The sequence below is a fragment of the Methanoculleus sp. MH98A genome, from assembly GCF_000691865.1.
In the GTDB taxonomy this organism is placed as follows: Archaea; Halobacteriota; Methanomicrobia; order Methanomicrobiales; family Methanoculleaceae; genus Methanoculleus.
In genome coordinates, this window is the sequence record NZ_JMIO01000021.1 from 1 (window position 1) to 12,962 (window position 12,962).

General features: G+C 62.7%; 21 protein-coding genes. 10 read left to right on the top strand and 11 right to left on the bottom strand.

Annotated features, from left to right (window positions below; all coding sequences use genetic code 11):
- From EI28_RS14360 to EI28_RS04050, 4 genes are all read left to right on the top strand, one after another.
- Positions 1-491 (top strand): hypothetical protein (locus EI28_RS14360; protein ID WP_048112871.1); only part of this gene is annotated, 491 nt, incomplete at its 5' end.
- Positions 479-865 (top strand): hypothetical protein, encoded by a 387-nt coding sequence (locus tag EI28_RS04040; protein ID WP_048112873.1) that lies wholly within the window; start codon positions 479-481, stop codon positions 863-865. The genes EI28_RS14360 and EI28_RS04040, both read left to right, overlap by 13 nt.
- The gene (locus EI28_RS04045; protein WP_048112875.1) at positions 846-1,301 is read left to right on the top strand and encodes a hypothetical protein; all 456 of its coding nucleotides are present in this window, start codon (positions 846-848) and stop codon (positions 1,299-1,301) included. Before EI28_RS04040 ends, EI28_RS04045 begins: the two co-directional genes overlap by 20 nt.
- Positions 1,302-1,316: 15 nt before the next feature.
- Complete coding sequence (locus EI28_RS04050; RefSeq protein WP_048112877.1) at positions 1,317-2,078, top strand: hypothetical protein; 762 nt, start codon at positions 1,317-1,319, stop codon at positions 2,076-2,078.
- Positions 2,079-2,160: 82 nt separating this feature from the next.
- On the opposite strand, the gene eif1A is transcribed toward EI28_RS04050, so the two are convergent.
- Entirely contained in the window at positions 2,161-2,532 is a 372-nt protein-coding gene (eif1A, locus tag EI28_RS04055; RefSeq protein WP_369792244.1) for a translation initiation factor eIF-1A, read from the bottom strand.
- Between the two features lie 155 nt (positions 2,533-2,687).
- Between eif1A and EI28_RS04060 the strand changes: the two genes are divergently transcribed.
- On the top strand, positions 2,688-3,353 hold the full coding sequence (locus EI28_RS04060; RefSeq protein ID WP_048112881.1) for a hypothetical protein: 666 nt from the start codon (positions 2,688-2,690) through the stop codon (positions 3,351-3,353).
- Between the two features lie 88 nt (positions 3,354-3,441).
- Positions 3,442-4,380, top strand: coding sequence for a metallophosphoesterase (locus tag EI28_RS04065; RefSeq protein WP_231476574.1), 939 nt, complete (start codon positions 3,442-3,444; stop codon positions 4,378-4,380).
- Here EI28_RS04065 and EI28_RS14695 read toward each other — a convergent pair.
- Together EI28_RS14695 and EI28_RS14700 are read right to left on the bottom strand one after the other, a co-directional pair.
- Positions 4,328-4,531, bottom strand: coding sequence for a hypothetical protein (locus EI28_RS14695; protein WP_048112883.1), 204 nt, complete (start codon positions 4,529-4,531; stop codon positions 4,328-4,330). The genes EI28_RS04065 and EI28_RS14695 overlap by 53 nt on opposite strands.
- A 104-nt stretch (positions 4,532-4,635) precedes the next feature.
- Positions 4,636-5,157, bottom strand: a complete 522-nt coding sequence (locus EI28_RS14700; protein WP_048112885.1) for an ATP cone domain-containing protein — start codon at positions 5,155-5,157, stop codon at positions 4,636-4,638.
- Between the two features lie 116 nt (positions 5,158-5,273).
- On the opposite strand from EI28_RS14700, the gene EI28_RS14705 reads away from it, so the two are divergent.
- Together EI28_RS14705 and EI28_RS14710 are read left to right on the top strand one after the other, a co-directional pair.
- Positions 5,274-5,768 carry a ketopantoate reductase family protein gene (locus EI28_RS14705; RefSeq protein WP_231476575.1) on the top strand — a complete coding sequence of 165 codons (495 nt, stop codon included), beginning with the start codon at positions 5,274-5,276 and terminating at the stop codon, positions 5,766-5,768.
- Positions 5,769-5,857: 89 nt separating this feature from the next.
- Positions 5,858-6,217 carry a ketopantoate reductase family protein gene (locus EI28_RS14710; protein ID WP_231476576.1) on the top strand — a complete coding sequence of 120 codons (360 nt, stop codon included), beginning with the start codon at positions 5,858-5,860 and terminating at the stop codon, positions 6,215-6,217.
- Between the two features lie 4 nt (positions 6,218-6,221).
- Here EI28_RS14710 and EI28_RS04085 read toward each other — a convergent pair whose 3' ends face one another.
- Positions 6,222-6,401 (bottom strand): hypothetical protein, encoded by a 180-nt coding sequence (locus EI28_RS04085; RefSeq protein ID WP_048112886.1) that lies wholly within the window; start codon positions 6,399-6,401, stop codon positions 6,222-6,224.
- A 91-nt stretch (positions 6,402-6,492) separates the two neighbouring features.
- Here EI28_RS04085 and EI28_RS04090 point away from each other — a divergent pair, with 91 nt between their 5' ends.
- Positions 6,493-6,978: a flavodoxin gene (locus tag EI28_RS04090; protein ID WP_048112968.1), complete on the top strand. Its 486-nt coding sequence runs from the start codon at positions 6,493-6,495 to the stop codon at positions 6,976-6,978.
- A gap of 3 nt (positions 6,979-6,981) precedes the next feature.
- Here the strand turns inward: EI28_RS04090 and EI28_RS04095 are convergent, their stop codons facing one another.
- The 3 genes from EI28_RS04095 to EI28_RS04105 form a co-directional block, all read right to left on the bottom strand.
- Positions 6,982-7,257 (bottom strand): pro-sigmaK processing inhibitor BofA family protein, encoded by a 276-nt coding sequence (locus tag EI28_RS04095; RefSeq protein WP_048112888.1) that lies wholly within the window; start codon positions 7,255-7,257, stop codon positions 6,982-6,984.
- Positions 7,258-7,312: 55 nt separating this feature from the next.
- Positions 7,313-7,759, bottom strand: coding sequence for a transglutaminase-like domain-containing protein (locus EI28_RS04100; RefSeq protein ID WP_231476577.1), 447 nt, complete (start codon positions 7,757-7,759; stop codon positions 7,313-7,315).
- 284 nt (positions 7,760-8,043) lie between these two features.
- Complete coding sequence (locus EI28_RS04105; RefSeq protein ID WP_048112890.1) at positions 8,044-9,276, bottom strand: NAD(P)/FAD-dependent oxidoreductase; 1,233 nt, start codon at positions 9,274-9,276, stop codon at positions 8,044-8,046.
- Positions 9,277-9,378: 102 nt separating this feature from the next.
- Here EI28_RS04105 and EI28_RS04110 point away from each other — a divergent pair, with 102 nt between their 5' ends.
- The gene (locus tag EI28_RS04110) at positions 9,379-10,446 is read left to right on the top strand and encodes a DUF2341 domain-containing protein (protein ID WP_048112891.1); all 1,068 of its coding nucleotides are present in this window, start codon (positions 9,379-9,381) and stop codon (positions 10,444-10,446) included.
- Here the strand turns inward: EI28_RS04110 and EI28_RS04115 are convergent.
- The 4 genes from EI28_RS04115 to EI28_RS04130 form a co-directional block, all read right to left on the bottom strand.
- Entirely contained in the window at positions 10,436-11,359 is a 924-nt protein-coding gene (locus EI28_RS04115; protein ID WP_048112892.1) for a prenyltransferase, read from the bottom strand. The two genes, EI28_RS04110 and EI28_RS04115, sit on opposite strands and share 11 nt — an antisense overlap.
- A 56-nt stretch (positions 11,360-11,415) precedes the next feature.
- Positions 11,416-12,075, bottom strand: a complete 660-nt coding sequence (locus tag EI28_RS04120; protein ID WP_048112894.1) for a hypothetical protein — start codon at positions 12,073-12,075, stop codon at positions 11,416-11,418.
- 69 nt (positions 12,076-12,144) lie between these two features.
- On the bottom strand, positions 12,145-12,417 hold the full coding sequence (locus EI28_RS04125) for a DUF1294 domain-containing protein (protein WP_048112897.1): 273 nt from the start codon (positions 12,415-12,417) through the stop codon (positions 12,145-12,147).
- Positions 12,414-12,866, bottom strand: a complete 453-nt coding sequence (locus EI28_RS04130; RefSeq protein ID WP_231476578.1) for a metal-dependent transcriptional regulator — start codon at positions 12,864-12,866, stop codon at positions 12,414-12,416. Before EI28_RS04130 ends, EI28_RS04125 begins: the two co-directional genes overlap by 4 nt.
- Positions 12,867-12,962: the final 96 nt, after the last annotated feature.

Below are 12,962 nucleotides of genomic sequence, written 5' to 3' on the forward strand. Positions count from 1 at the left end.
TCTACACGATGGAGGGTGTCGCGGCCGGGATCATCATGCTCCTCACCGCGTACATCGTCATCAGCACGACGAGCGTCTACACCCCCGGAGATACCCACATCACGGATATGCAGCTCGAGCAGCTCGGGAGCGACGTGCTCGCGATGATGGATACGCCGGACACTAACGGAACAAAGAGTGATCTGGAGACTTTCGTCAACGATGATAATAGTACCGGTTTTGAGGACATGTTCCTGGACTACTGCAACATGATGGCTGGTGATACTGATGACCTGCACATGAGCGCAAACGTCACCTATCGCTCCGGAGATGATATCAAAGAATATCAGCTCGTTGCAACACCGGATGACGGTTCCTGGACGGGAAGGGAATCCGCCGTGCGGGTGACGCGGTGGGTCCAACTCTCAGGGAGACCTGCGGTTTTACCAGGGGTAAGCATCGAAGATCGCCCCCAAGCCGTCCTCGTGGAGGTGCTCTTATGGCGTGCATGAACGAAGACGGCCAGTGGATCGTCCTGATGGGGCTTCTCGTCGCCGTGGGGTTGTTCTTCCTCGCGCTGATCATCAACCAGTCGGCACTCGTCGGGCAGACGACCGCGGAAGGGGTGCTCGAGTTCCCGAAGAACGATATCCGTGACCTGCGATTGGCGATATTCGACTATTATGACAGTTATGAGGAGGGACTCACCCCTCTGGAACAGCAGCATTACGTGGACGATATCGTCAGGATATCCCTTGAGCGGAAGAACGCCGTGGTGCACTTCTGGAACACTACACCAGAGGAGATCTCCGGGCGCACGCTCTGCCCGATACACATCCACTACCACAACGGGGTGACGAAGTACGATGAGACCGTGTATTACTGAACCGGTGAACGAAGAGGGCGTCACGAGGCTGATGGAGTACGTCATCGTCAGCGGCATGCTCCTCCTGCTGATGGTCGTCATGATCTTCACCGTCAACGCCGTCTTCATGGAGGGGCCGGCGAACAATCTCCGCTACCACGCCTTCATAGACATCGGGAACGGGGTCAGCACCCGGATCGTCGACCTCTACGTGATCGCGCCCGGCAACGGGACGATCGAGACGAAGTTCGACATCCCCGACGATGTGGCCGGGGCGGACTATTTCGTGGACGTGGGCATGACGGGGCCGAGCCGGGCGAGCCAGGAGATCCAGGTGCAGGGCGGCGGCATCCAGAGCAAGATCGCCATCGCCGGCATCGGAGCGACGAAGGGCGTGACCGGCAACACCACCGGCGCGGGATGGAACATGATCCAGTATGACTATAGAGGGTTTTAGGGGAGGCGAATCTTCATGAAGATAAATGAGAAGGCGGTATCGGAGGCGATCGGGTTCGTCCTGATCCTCGGGATCGTTATCAGCGGCATCGGGCTCGTCACGCTCTACGGCTACCCGGTGCTCGTCAAGGAGCAGAGCAACACCGACGTAAGAAACATGGAGCGGGCGATGATCGTCATCCAGAACGACATGAAGAGCCTCTGCTTCAAGAACGTGCCCTACAAGGAGACGGCGCTCCAGGTGAGCGGCGGGACGTTCGAGGTGATCAACGCCAGCGATTACGGCGGCTACATCAACGTCACGAACGGGACTGCCGATTTCCAGCAGGACTACTACCTGGGCGCCCTGACCTACCGCTCCGACCGGGGCACCGGGGTGATCACCCTCGAGAACGGCGCGGTGATGATACGCCAGGATTGGGCGGCGGGGTCGGCGATGCTTGCCGAACCGCGATGGTTCTACGACGACTCTACAAAGACGTTCGTCATCTACGTCATGAACATCACCACCGACACGTATATGGCGAAGTCCGGGATGACAACGGTGAGGATGAGCCTGGAAGATTCGAGTACGCAGTCGATACCGGTTTGGCCCGGAGACAACGTGACGGTAGAGTATACGGGCGGCTCGTCGGGCGACTACTCGACGGCATGGGAGAACTACCTGACCGGCACCTCGGTCGGGATGGATAAGACCGCCATTGATGGTAAATACGAACGGACCGACGTCAGTAAACTCGTCATAAAAGAGTACAGGATCAAGATTCGCGACATCTAATCTTTTTTTTGAACCCGATACAGCACTTCTGCGGCCGCTGCCCGATTTTCCGGCGGGCAATAGGCTACGGATAAAAAAGATATCAGAGATACCGGTTCTTCCGGAGCCACTCTACCTGGGGTTTCGTGTATCGGTAGACGATATCGCACTTCTCGTCCTGGAAACTCCAGGGGACGATCACCAGAACGTCTCCTTCCCGGATCCAGACTTTCTTCTTGATCTTGCCCTTGATCCGCCCGGTGCGTGTCACCCCGTCAAAGCAGCGGATCTTGATATGGTTTGCCCCGAGCATCAGTTCGGCGCTCCCGAACATCTCCCGATTCCTCTTGTTCGGCAGGCGCACACGGATAACTTCATCCCCCGCTTCCCCTCCATTGGACCCGGGTTTGCGCTTCGTAGGATCTGTCAGTTCATCAACCCCATGTTCCAGAGTATCCGGTCTTTTGTGTGTCAAATTTATACAACTGCTAGGTTATCAAATATTCTCCCGCAAGCGCAACGAGCGGCGGTCCCGCTCCGGTTGACCGCGACGGAGCCTGAGCGCAATCCCCGGAGATTGCCGCCGGGGCGGTTATGTATATTTGTCTGAAGTATCCACCCAACGTCTCCATGGCATGCCCGAACTCCCCGCGCGGGATCTACCTCACCTACATCATCCAGGGTCTCATACTCCTGAGCGCAGCCTCGAGCATCCTGGCAGGCGAGTACTTCCTCGCGATCTCGGCAACCTTCGCGTTTCTCCTGACGACAACACCGTCCCTCATGACGAGGAATCTGCGCCTCTGCCTTCCCTGGGAGATCAACCTCCTCGTCGCCGTCTCCTTCTATATCCATGTCATGGGACACGTCGGGGAGTATTACGTCACCCTCGCGCCCTACTACGACAAACTTGCTCACATCGTCGCTTCGGTCACCGTCGGGCTTATTGCCTTCTTTCTCGCGCTCCTCGCCGAACGCCGGGGGGAGATCCAGCTGACGGGTCCGGCAACCGCCGTCTTCATCCTGACGTCGACGCTGGCGGCAGGGGCCGTCTGGGAGATCTACGAGTTTGCGGTCGACCAGATCTTCGGCACGACCCTCCAGCTCGGCAACACCGATACCATGTCGGATCTCATCGTCGATCTCGCCGGGGGGGCGATCGTCGCCGCCTTCGCCGCAATCGTCGTCGCGAGGGGCGAAGAACATCGATTTGTCCGGTTCTTCGCCGAACCGCCCTCCGGTGCGGAACCCTCCGAGATCCTGGGCGATCCGATCGATCCGGCTCGCAGCCGCTGACCCGCCCGGATCCGATCCTGCGGATCGTATTTATATTCGAAAATCAGAATAAAATGTAGTGAATCTGAAGGCACCCGGTGCGCGACATATGGCAGTATTCTTGCTTATCGTGCTTCCTTCCATGACGGGCTACATGGCCTGGGAAGCACGTGCCGTCGAGGTGACCGTTCTTGATATCGAGGGGGCGCCCGAAGGCATCGTCTATATCACCGATCCCCACGTCAGGGCGTCCAACATCGACCACGTCCGGGAGGTGATCCGCGAGGTCAACCGCCTGAACCCCTCGCTCGTCCTGATCGGCGGCGACTTCGTCACCGGCGAAGAGGAAGACTTCGCCTCTCAGGAGGTATGGAACTCGCTCGACGCCCCGGCCTATGCCGTGCTCGGGAACCACGACTACCGGGTGGGGATCGACGGCCCGACGGGCATCGAGAGGACGCTCGCCACCCGGGCGTCGGCCGTGGTCACCGCCGACGCCTACGACGTCTCCGCCTTGAACGACGGTTCCGCCGACACCGCGTTTGCCGACAATCTCACCGCAGCGCTGGAGGAGAACGGGGTGCGCGTCCTCAGGAACGATTACGTCCGCACAAGTGTCGGAAACGAGGAGATCGTCATCGTCGGCGTCGACGACGGGTGGGCGGGGATGGCAGACCCGCCCGACGTCCCGGCAACCGATGCATTCACCGTCTACCTCGTTCACGAACCTCGTGCCGGGCGGACTGGGACGCCGACCTCATCCTCGCCGGCCACACCCACGGCGGTCAGTTCCTCTTCCCGGTCGTCAAACAGCTCAACGACTTCGGCGTCATCGAACTTGCCGGCCTCTTCGACGGCGACGGGAGGACGCCCACCTATATCTCCCGCGGGGTCTGCACCTCGAGTGTTGCGGGAGTGGAACTCCGGTTCAACTGCCAGCCCGAGATCGTCCTCATCAACCCGACCGGGGAGCAACTCCGGGCGCTCGCCTGATCTCACGCCTCAAGGATGGCACGCGCCCGCCCGGCGATCAACAGCACCTCCTTGAGAGGGACGCCCGCATCGCGGGCGATGGCCGCGGCGTCGCCGTAGGCGACCTGTTTTGCCGTGACGAACCCGGCAGCGGCCAGCCTGGCCGAGACCGACCGGCTCACCCCGGTAACGATCGTGACCGGGTAGGACTGCGTCTTCTCGATCATCGTCCGGAGGTTCTGCTCCTCCGGGTAGTCCCACCCGATATGCCCGATCCCCCGGCAGGTGGCGTAGCGCTTCGCATGCCCGGAGAGTTTGGTGTTGCAGACGATCAGGCGCCGTCGATCGAGACGGTGCAGCGCCCGGACCGGAACCCCTCCTGGAGATCCTCGATGATAGCCCGGGCGATCCGGCCTTCGTCGAGGCCGGTCACCCGGTGGTGGCTTGCGTGGTGCTTCACCTCGACAAAGATGGTGGCGCCGTCTTTCTCTGCGATGGCGTCCACTTCATGCTCCCCGCAGAGTCCGGCGAGGATGCACCCGGTCTCCACCCGGTAGCCGTGCTCCCGGAGGAGGACCCGCACGAACTCCTCGAAGTCCGGTTTGGAGCGCAGAAGGCCAAGCGCTCTGCGGAGGTTCGTCCGGTGCGCGACGGCGGGGCGGACTGCCCGGGCACGGGAGCGGATCATCCGGAGGACCGTTCCGGTCTTCACTCCGTCCGGCACCGACTCCTCGATCTCGTGGGCAATCCGTTCTGCATCCTCCGCGCCGACGCCCATGTTCCGGAGCGTCCGCTGCACCCTCCCCGGGTCGAACGGCTGGCGGCGGCCGTCGACCTTCGTGACATGCTTCATCCGGTAGGGTAACTCGGCACCCGGGACGAAAAGCGTTCGCCATCCGGTTTCCTGGGGCTCGGGGCTGTAGCGTACACCGTTATCGTCTTTTAGATCCAACAGCAGCTACGGGAAAAATGGAACCACTAAAACGCCCGACCATCCTGATCCTCGGCGCGGGGGCGGTCGGCCTCTCGCTCGCCGGAAAACTAGCCGCGGTCGCGACGGTCTACGCTGCCTGCCGCCCGGTGCATGCCGGCGCGATCCGGGAGCGGGGGCTCGTGATGGAAGGCGTCTGGGGAGACGGGACCGTCGGGGGGATTGTACCGGTCACGGGGCCGGCCGACGTTCCGCCGGCGGTTGACTTCGTCATCGTCACCGCGAAGGGCACCGGCACCCGGGCGATCTGCGAGGAGTACGCCGGGGCGATCCGGGGCAGGCCGACGGCAAGCCTCCAGAACGGGATCGGGAACGAAGAGATCATCGCTGAGTACACCGATACCGTCATCGGCGGAACCGTGACGACGAACTTCTCGGTCGCGGGCCCGGGGCACGTCCGGGTCCTGAGCGAGAGCGCCCCGATGCACCTCGGGGTCTGGTCCGGCGGGGGCGGGGAGGCCCTCGGACGCTGATCGGGATCATCCGCTCCGCCGGGATCCCGGTCGAGGGCGACAGCGATATCCGCTCCGGCAAATGGACGAAAGCCCTCCTCAACATCGCGGTGAACCCGATCTGCGCTCTCCTCCGCGCCCCGGTCGGGGTCGCAGCAGAAAAAGACATCCGGGAGATCGTCGACGGCCTCGTTCGCGAGACCTTCGCCGTCGCCGGTGCCGAAGGGGTGCGGCTCCCCTGGGCGACCGCCGACGACTACCTCGACTACCTCTTCCGCGTGCAGGTGCCCGACTTCGCCGCGGTCTACCCCTCCATGTACCACGACCTCCGGCTGGGCCGGCGAACGGAGATCGACCTCCTCAACGGCTACGTGGCACACCTCGGGGAGCGCCACGGCATCGCAACGCCGCAAAACCGGTGCATCGCCGGCCTCGTCCGCTACGCAGAGGCGCACCCGGACGCGCGGTGACGCATCACTCCCCGCCAAGTTTCGCGGCGAGCCGCCGGGCCGCCTCTTTTGCCTTCGCCTCGGTCATCCAGAACCCGGTCTTCCCGACGGGACTCCCGTCCTGGTCATAGAGTTCTACGTAGTACCCGCCGTCCTGGCGGGAAAACCGGACTTCGCCGACGATGCCGGGGCCGTATTCCTGCATACCCTGAGAATGTGGGCGCGAAGGATATGATGGTTCCGCGTCCTGCTGCTCTATATGGGATGAGTGCACTACCCCGCCCGGAGGGATGGTGATGATCCTCATCGTATACTACTCCGGCGAGGGGCATACGGAGAAGGTGGCGACGGCGCTTGCAAAACGCGTAGGGGGCAGGCTTGCGACGATAGAGCCGGCCTCTGAGGTGGGAACGTTCAGGAAAGCCATGATGGCGATGTTCGGGATGCGGGCGGAGATCCGGCCGATGAAGACGGATCTCTCCGACGTCGACTTTCTGGTCGTCGCGACCCCTGTCTGGTCGCGGAAGGTTCCGCCCTACGTGAACGAGTACCTCGCCGGGGTCAAGAACGCCGCGGGAAAACCCTTCTCGGTCCTCGCGGAGATGGGCGGTTCCGGGGGGGAGAACGCCGTCGAGATCGTGAGAAAAAGCCTTGAGGCAAAGGGGATGCGGTTCGTCTCGTCGGCCGTGACGGTCGAGAGCGAGGTCGATGCCGGGCGGTTCGGCCCGACGATCGAGGAGTTCGCCCGGACGATCGCGGGGGTTGCCGCCCCGGCTGCGTAGTTCTCAGAGCGTCAGCGGTATCCCGAGGAGGTGCAGCACCACCGTGATGATGACACCGAATATCCCGCCGATTGCACAGATCAGGACGGTGATGATGTTGATCGGGATGTCGGGCCGGCCGACGAGTTGCATCAGGTCGAGGAGGTTGATCAGCCAGAGCAGGATCACGCCCACGACGGCGTTGATGATGAGGCCGGTCACGCTTTTCACGGCCTTGTAGAGGACGAACGCAAGGACGATCACCAGGATCAGAGCAAGGAGTCCCGTGAGTAAGCTCATACCGCTCATATGACGCGCCTGGTATTGAACGTTCCTGCGCGAGGGGCGAAGATCGTCAGAGGTAGCCCAGCGCCTCGAAGAGAGGCTGGAAACAGACCCCTTCCCCGATTTTCACGCACCGGACCACAGGATTTCCTTCATACGCGCCCATTGTCCGGCCGTCGCCGAGTTCGACCCAGTCGTGGACGGCAACGCCCTTCCCGAGGATCTCGACGTGGAGGGCGTTTGTCCTGAACGCTTCCGTATCCCAGACCATGATGCCGTGAACCGGCCGGGCGGGGACGCCGTTCCGGCAGAGAACTTCCGCCCTGAGGAGCGCGAGATCGGTGCAGTCGCCTACCCCGCAGGCAAGGGTCGCGTTGAGGCCCGCAGGAAACAGGCGGGGGGAACCGTCGACGCAGGCGAACGTCGTTCTGTCCACCCGGTCGATGAGGGTGTCCCGGGTTTGCTCCGGGAGGGGTTCGGAAAGGAGGACAATCCTGTCTATTTCTGCTTCGCTCACAGTGCCGAACTCACCAACCCCTTCTCCCCCGTCATAGATCAGGTAACCCTGAGGGATGAGGAGGGAGAGAAGGAAAATCGCGTTAAGAATGCCCCAAACCACGTTATTTTCCCAATATATTTTAATGATTCCTCAGATATATCAGGCATTCTATTTTTCTTGCAGAGATATATATGGCGGATATATGATTTGCCGGATTATGATCGAGGAAAGAGGCCCACACGCGCACCCCGCGAGAGATGGATCTTATGATGTACGGTTGAGAGAACCGGGGGTCCCGGAGGTCACCGGGAAGCGTAAACGCCGGCGATATGCCCTGCGGCAAGTGCTGCCGTGGAGAACGCGGCCTGGAGATTATAGCCGCCGGTGTCGCCGTCGATATCGAGTGTCTCGCCGATGCAGTAGAGGTTTTCGACGATCTTTGACGCCATCGTTTTTTTGTTGATTCCCTCGAGAGCGACCCCGCCCCGCGTCACCATCGCTTCGTTGAACCCGCCGAGCCTCTCCACCCGGAACGGGTACTCCGCGAGGGATGCGGCGAGCGCGTTCCGGGAATTTTTCCGGAGCTGGGCGCAGGTCTCTCCCGCCGGAATCCCGGCGAGGTCGAGCAGCCGCCGGACGAACCGTTCGGGGAGGGCGAGATCGCAGAGCACGGTCTTTACCTGCCGGGCCCCGCCCGCCGCAATCGCGTCGGCGAGATGCTTTCGCACCTCCTCCGCGCTCGCCCCGGGGAGGAACGTGACCCGGAGTTCGTCGCGGGGGCGGATGGAGCGGGAGAGATCGAGGATGCCCGGGCCCGAGAGCCCGGTGTGCGTGAAGAGGAGATCGCCGGCGTGCCGCCCGACCCGCTTACCGTCGCGGTAGACGGAGAGGGTGAGGTTCTGAAAGGAGATCCCGGCAAGGTCGGCGAACGGGTAGTCCTCGACGTAGACCGGGGCAAGCGCCGGGGCGACCTCCGTTGTCGGCTGCCCGAGCGCCCGGGCGAAGGCGTAGCCGTCACCGGTCGAGCCGGTGGCAGGGTAGGAGGCCCCGCCGGTGGCGAGGACGAGGACGCCGGCCCGGACGGCCGCCTTCGCCGTCCGGACGATGAACCCGTCGCCGTCGCGTTCGACGGCAAGGACAGGGTCGTTGCACCGTATCTCCACCCCGCGAGCGGCGCACTCCGTGAGGAGGACGGCGAGGACGTCGGCGGACGTCCGGGTCTCCGGGAAGACCTTACCCCGGGGCTCGGTTTCCATCCGAAGGCCGCGGTCGGCAAAAAACGCGATGAGATCCCGGTTCGTGAAGTTCATGAGCGCGGGCCGGAGGAACGCCCCGTGGTCACCGTAATGAGAGAGGAAATCGCCGATCTCACCGTCGTGGGTGAGATTGCACTGCCCCGACCCGGCAATGAGGAGCTTTTTGCCCGGCGCGGGCTTTTTCTCGAAGAGGACGACGTCCCCCCCGGCTCCTGCCGCCTGCAGGGCGCAGAAGAGCCCGGCGGGACCTCCCCCGATGATCGCGATGGTCTCGTTCACGGCATTAACCGGTGTACCGTGCTCTTCCACGAAGCATCAGCGTTGGGGTGCGGCAGCCGCTAGTTGGATATAGGAGCGGGTTCCCACGGGGGGCGGATTACCATGGATGCCATCTGGATCGTTCTTATCGGAGGGGGCGCCGTGCTGCTCCTCGCGGCCGGTTCCGGGGCGGCTGCGGAGATCCCGCACGCCGCCGGCACCGTTACTGATACACTCGCGGACGTGATCCCGCACTACTGGTTGGGCGGCGATACCGCCGGGGTCTTCGCCCACCACCGGACGGTGTCGGTCGACAACCCCTCCGACGTCGATTATCTTGCGGTCCCCTTCAACGCAACCTACCTCCCCGGAATGCGGCCGGATTTCGCCGACATTCGCTTTACGGAGAGAGACGGGACGCCTATCCCCTACTGGATCGAGAACGCGACCGCCGGCTCCCATGCCCGCGTCTGGCTCGCCCTCCCGGCGAACGCGACGGCGATCACGATGCTTTATAGCAACCCGGAGGCCCGGGACGCCGGCGATCCCGACGCGGTCTTCCTCTTCTTCGAGGACTACGAGCGCGGCAACCTCTCGCGGTGGTCATCCTGCGGTTCGAGCGCCGAGGTTCAGTCCGGCATCGTCCGCGACGGTGCATACGCCGGGGATATCAACGTCTCCAAACCGGATCTCCCGGAGTTCAACGACAGAAGGGTCTGTACCGTGAATATCTCCGCGGGCCCGATCGTCATCGAGGGGGACTTCCGGGTCAGTGAGTTCGGGCGGTGGTGCGGTTCGGGCTACATCCAGGCCTGGAACGGGACCAACCGGCTCTACGCCCTTCACCTCAGGAACGGGTCCGTGCAGCACTATGACGGTGTCCACCGGAACTTCTCCGCCGACGCTCCTGCCGGAACAGATACCTGGTACCGCATCAGGGTCGTTCTGGACACGCCGAACGCCACCGAACATGCCTGGATGGACGGCGAGTACCTGGGTAGCGCACCCATGCGGTTTTCCGACGGATCACCGGTCGAAAACGATACGGTCTTTGATTCTTTTGCCCTGATCGGGTCTTCGGCGTGGTACTCCGGCGATCCGCACCACTTCTACGCCGACAACGTCGTCGTCAGGAGGTACGTCCCCGTCGAACCGGTGCTCTCCTACGCGGGCGGCCCGGTCAGCCCGTAACGGCCACGAGGGCGAAGTAGACGACGACAAGCCCCTGGAAGAGGAAGTAACCCACGATATTCGCGACTGCGAAGGGAAGGGCACACGCCCGTTCCGCACACCGGTTCAAGAACCCCAAAAGAGCAATCCCAAGCGGGATGAAGGATATGAGTGCCACCGGCCAAAAGTCCACGGGCGCGAAGAAATCGGTGAGGGCGAAGGCGGTGAGCGCCGCGGTCGCGAGGGATGCCGCGAGTGCGATGAGCGCAAAGCCGAAGACGCGGCCCCTCCTCACGACGAGCGTCCGCTTGCCCCCGGCGATGTCGCCTTCCCGATCCGGGATCTCGACGCTCGTGATGAAGACGAGCCCGTAAAGGCAGAGCGGAACGGCGAAGGCGAAGAAGGCGGCATCAAGCGTTCCCATCGCGACGAAATATCCCGCCCCCGGCATCAGGAGGCCAAAGGTGATCATGTTCGTGATCTCGCCGAGTTTGTGGTAGGCAAACGCAAGCGGCGGCGCCGTGTAGAACCAGCCCAGCAGGTTCCCTGCTATACCGAAGACGAGGAAGACGACCGGGTAGCCATAGACGGTCACGAAGAAGTATCCGATCAGGATCGAGACCGCCATCAGGGCGACGGCCGAGAAGAGCGCGGCGGGTTTCAGGCCGGGGTTGGCGGCGAGGACGCCGCTCCCCCCGGATATCGGCGTCGTCTCGACGAACCGGTCGGCGTCGGCGTCGAAGTAGTCGTTGCTGTAGTGAACGGAGAGGTGCGCCGCCGCCATCGCCGCGTAACCGATGAGGAACTGGGCCGGGGTGAACCGCGCCCCGAGGAGAAACGCGAGGAGCCCCCCGGCGGTGAACGGGACAAAGCCCGAGAGGAGGAAGGGGAACCGGCCGAGCCGGATGAAATCTCGGAGGGCACGGGTATCCATGAAAGAGTCTCCCGTTGCGGCATGGGAGGAGCGGGTATATAGCCTTTTTCCGGTCCCTACCCATTCCGGCCGTGCGCGAGGAGCGGCACCACGGCCCGCAACGCATCGACGCCCCCTTCGACGTAGATGAGGCCGAGAACCGCCCGGGCAAGGGTCTCCTTCTCCTGCTCGAGGGTCTCGCCGTCCGGAGAGCGGCGGAACCCGGAACCGATCCGGCTCTCGTGGAGGCTCCACCGGTCGCAGAGAGCGGCAAGGCCTGCCGCCCCGACGTCTTCGCCGGGGAGGACCTTCAGCCGCAGGGTGACGTCGCCGATGAGAGCAAGGGCGTGGGAATCGTCGGCGAAACTCCCGAACATTGCCAGGTCGTTTGCACGGATCGGGAGCGCGTCTTCAGGGAACCCGGAGAGGATATCCGAAAAGAGCCGTTTTGTAGAAGGGGCCATCAGAACCCGGGCAAGCCCGTCCGGGCCGCGGAAGGCATGCCCGATCTCCCGCTCGATACGGGGAAGGGTGCGCTCTGCCACACAGGCGGCCTGCTCCACCAGGCGGCCAATCTCCCTGCACCACCCCCGTATCCGCCGGAGCCGCCGCGATCGGCGGGCCGAACGCCGGTGAGCGGGGAGGTACTCCAGACGGTACTCGCGCATGAGCCCTTCCTGCAGCGCCGCGAGGGTCTCCCCGAGCGGGCGGGAGAGCGGCCCGTACTCATACGTCATACGATATGGTGAGATAACTGAGTGATTATACCTTTGCCCTCATGTAAATCCTTAGTCGTTGATTTAGGGTCACACAAGACCCGTAACAAGCGCGGCGGCAAGCACGAGGTGCAGGCAGAGGAAAACAGGGACGAGCTTGAACGCTGTCTTCTGGGTCTTGTGCCGGAAGGCACGCATCGCGGCATAGGCGCCGAACGGCCCGACAAGGGCGATAGCAAGGAGCGTCTTCTCCGGGGTTCTCCACGCCGATCGTTTCGCCGATCGTTTGTCGCGGTAATATGCAAGGAACGAGACGGCGTTTGCAAGGAGGCAGACCGCGATCGCGGCGAGAACGGGGGTCATGCAGACTGTTTCTCCCGCGCGGGCGTTTTCCGCCGGATACGTTCGCAGATCCCGGAATCTGATTGAAGTGCCTCCACCAGCAGCCGGATCTGCTGTATCGTCTCCGGGTGGAGTTCGTGCTCCATGTAACAGGCATCGGAATTGGCAACCTTCTCCGGGACGTTGATGGCCATCAGGAATTCCTTTAAAGTATCGTGACGGAATTTGATGACTTCGGCAACCTCGCGCCCTGCAGGCTTCAGAACCACTCCTTCATAGCGCCGGTACTCGACAAGACCCATACCGTCGAGTTTCTGGAACATCTCCACAACCGTCGACGGGCCGATATCCAGTTCGCACGCCACGTCCTTGGTGCGGGCATACCCTTTCTCAAGCGTGACGTTGAGGATGGCCTCCAGGTAGTCCTCGACCCTCCTGCTGAGGTTTCCCACACATCCCCGGTGTCTCATACGGCACATATGTTTCATACGGCAAACGATATATGATCTTTTGGGACGAACCCATATATCAGCGTTCCATCAGTTTGACGAAACGTAATCTGGTTT

What these genes read in the sequence shown, in the direction of transcription:
- EI28_RS14695 (WP_048112883.1), bottom strand. Translation starts at nt 4,531, where the DNA reads ATGATCGAGAAGACGCAGTCCTACCCGGTCACGATCGTTACCGGGGTG.
- EI28_RS04115 (WP_048112892.1), bottom strand. Translation starts at nt 11,359, where the DNA reads ATGGATACCCGTGCCCTCCGAGATTTCATCCGGCTCGGCCGGTTCCCC.
- EI28_RS04050 (WP_048112877.1), top strand. Translation starts at nt 1,317, where the DNA reads ATGAAGATAAATGAGAAGGCGGTATCGGAGGCGATCGGGTTCGTCCTG.
- EI28_RS04095 (WP_048112888.1), bottom strand. Translation starts at nt 7,257, where the DNA reads ATGAGCTTACTCACGGGACTCCTTGCTCTGATCCTGGTGATCGTCCTT.
- EI28_RS04040 (WP_048112873.1), top strand. Translation starts at nt 479, where the DNA reads ATGGCGTGCATGAACGAAGACGGCCAGTGGATCGTCCTGATGGGGCTT.
- EI28_RS04045 (WP_048112875.1), top strand. Translation starts at nt 846, where the DNA reads ATGAGACCGTGTATTACTGAACCGGTGAACGAAGAGGGCGTCACGAGG.
- EI28_RS04110 (WP_048112891.1), top strand. Translation starts at nt 9,379, where the DNA reads ATGGATGCCATCTGGATCGTTCTTATCGGAGGGGGCGCCGTGCTGCTC.
- EI28_RS04090 (WP_048112968.1), top strand. Translation starts at nt 6,493, where the DNA reads ATGATCCTCATCGTATACTACTCCGGCGAGGGGCATACGGAGAAGGTG.
- EI28_RS14705 (WP_231476575.1), top strand. Translation starts at nt 5,274, where the DNA reads ATGGAACCACTAAAACGCCCGACCATCCTGATCCTCGGCGCGGGGGCG.
- EI28_RS14700 (WP_048112885.1), bottom strand. Translation starts at nt 5,157, where the DNA reads ATGAAGCATGTCACGAAGGTCGACGGCCGCCGCCAGCCGTTCGACCCG.
- EI28_RS04120 (WP_048112894.1), bottom strand. Translation starts at nt 12,075, where the DNA reads ATGACGTATGAGTACGGGCCGCTCTCCCGCCCGCTCGGGGAGACCCTC.
- EI28_RS04125 (WP_048112897.1), bottom strand. Translation starts at nt 12,417, where the DNA reads ATGACCCCCGTTCTCGCCGCGATCGCGGTCTGCCTCCTTGCAAACGCC.
- EI28_RS04130 (WP_231476578.1), bottom strand. Translation starts at nt 12,866, where the DNA reads ATGAGACACCGGGGATGTGTGGGAAACCTCAGCAGGAGGGTCGAGGAC.
- EI28_RS04065 (WP_231476574.1), top strand. Translation starts at nt 3,442, where the DNA reads ATGGCAGTATTCTTGCTTATCGTGCTTCCTTCCATGACGGGCTACATG.
- EI28_RS04060 (WP_048112881.1), top strand. Translation starts at nt 2,688, where the DNA reads ATGGCATGCCCGAACTCCCCGCGCGGGATCTACCTCACCTACATCATC.
- EI28_RS04085 (WP_048112886.1), bottom strand. Translation starts at nt 6,401, where the DNA reads ATGCAGGAATACGGCCCCGGCATCGTCGGCGAAGTCCGGTTTTCCCGC.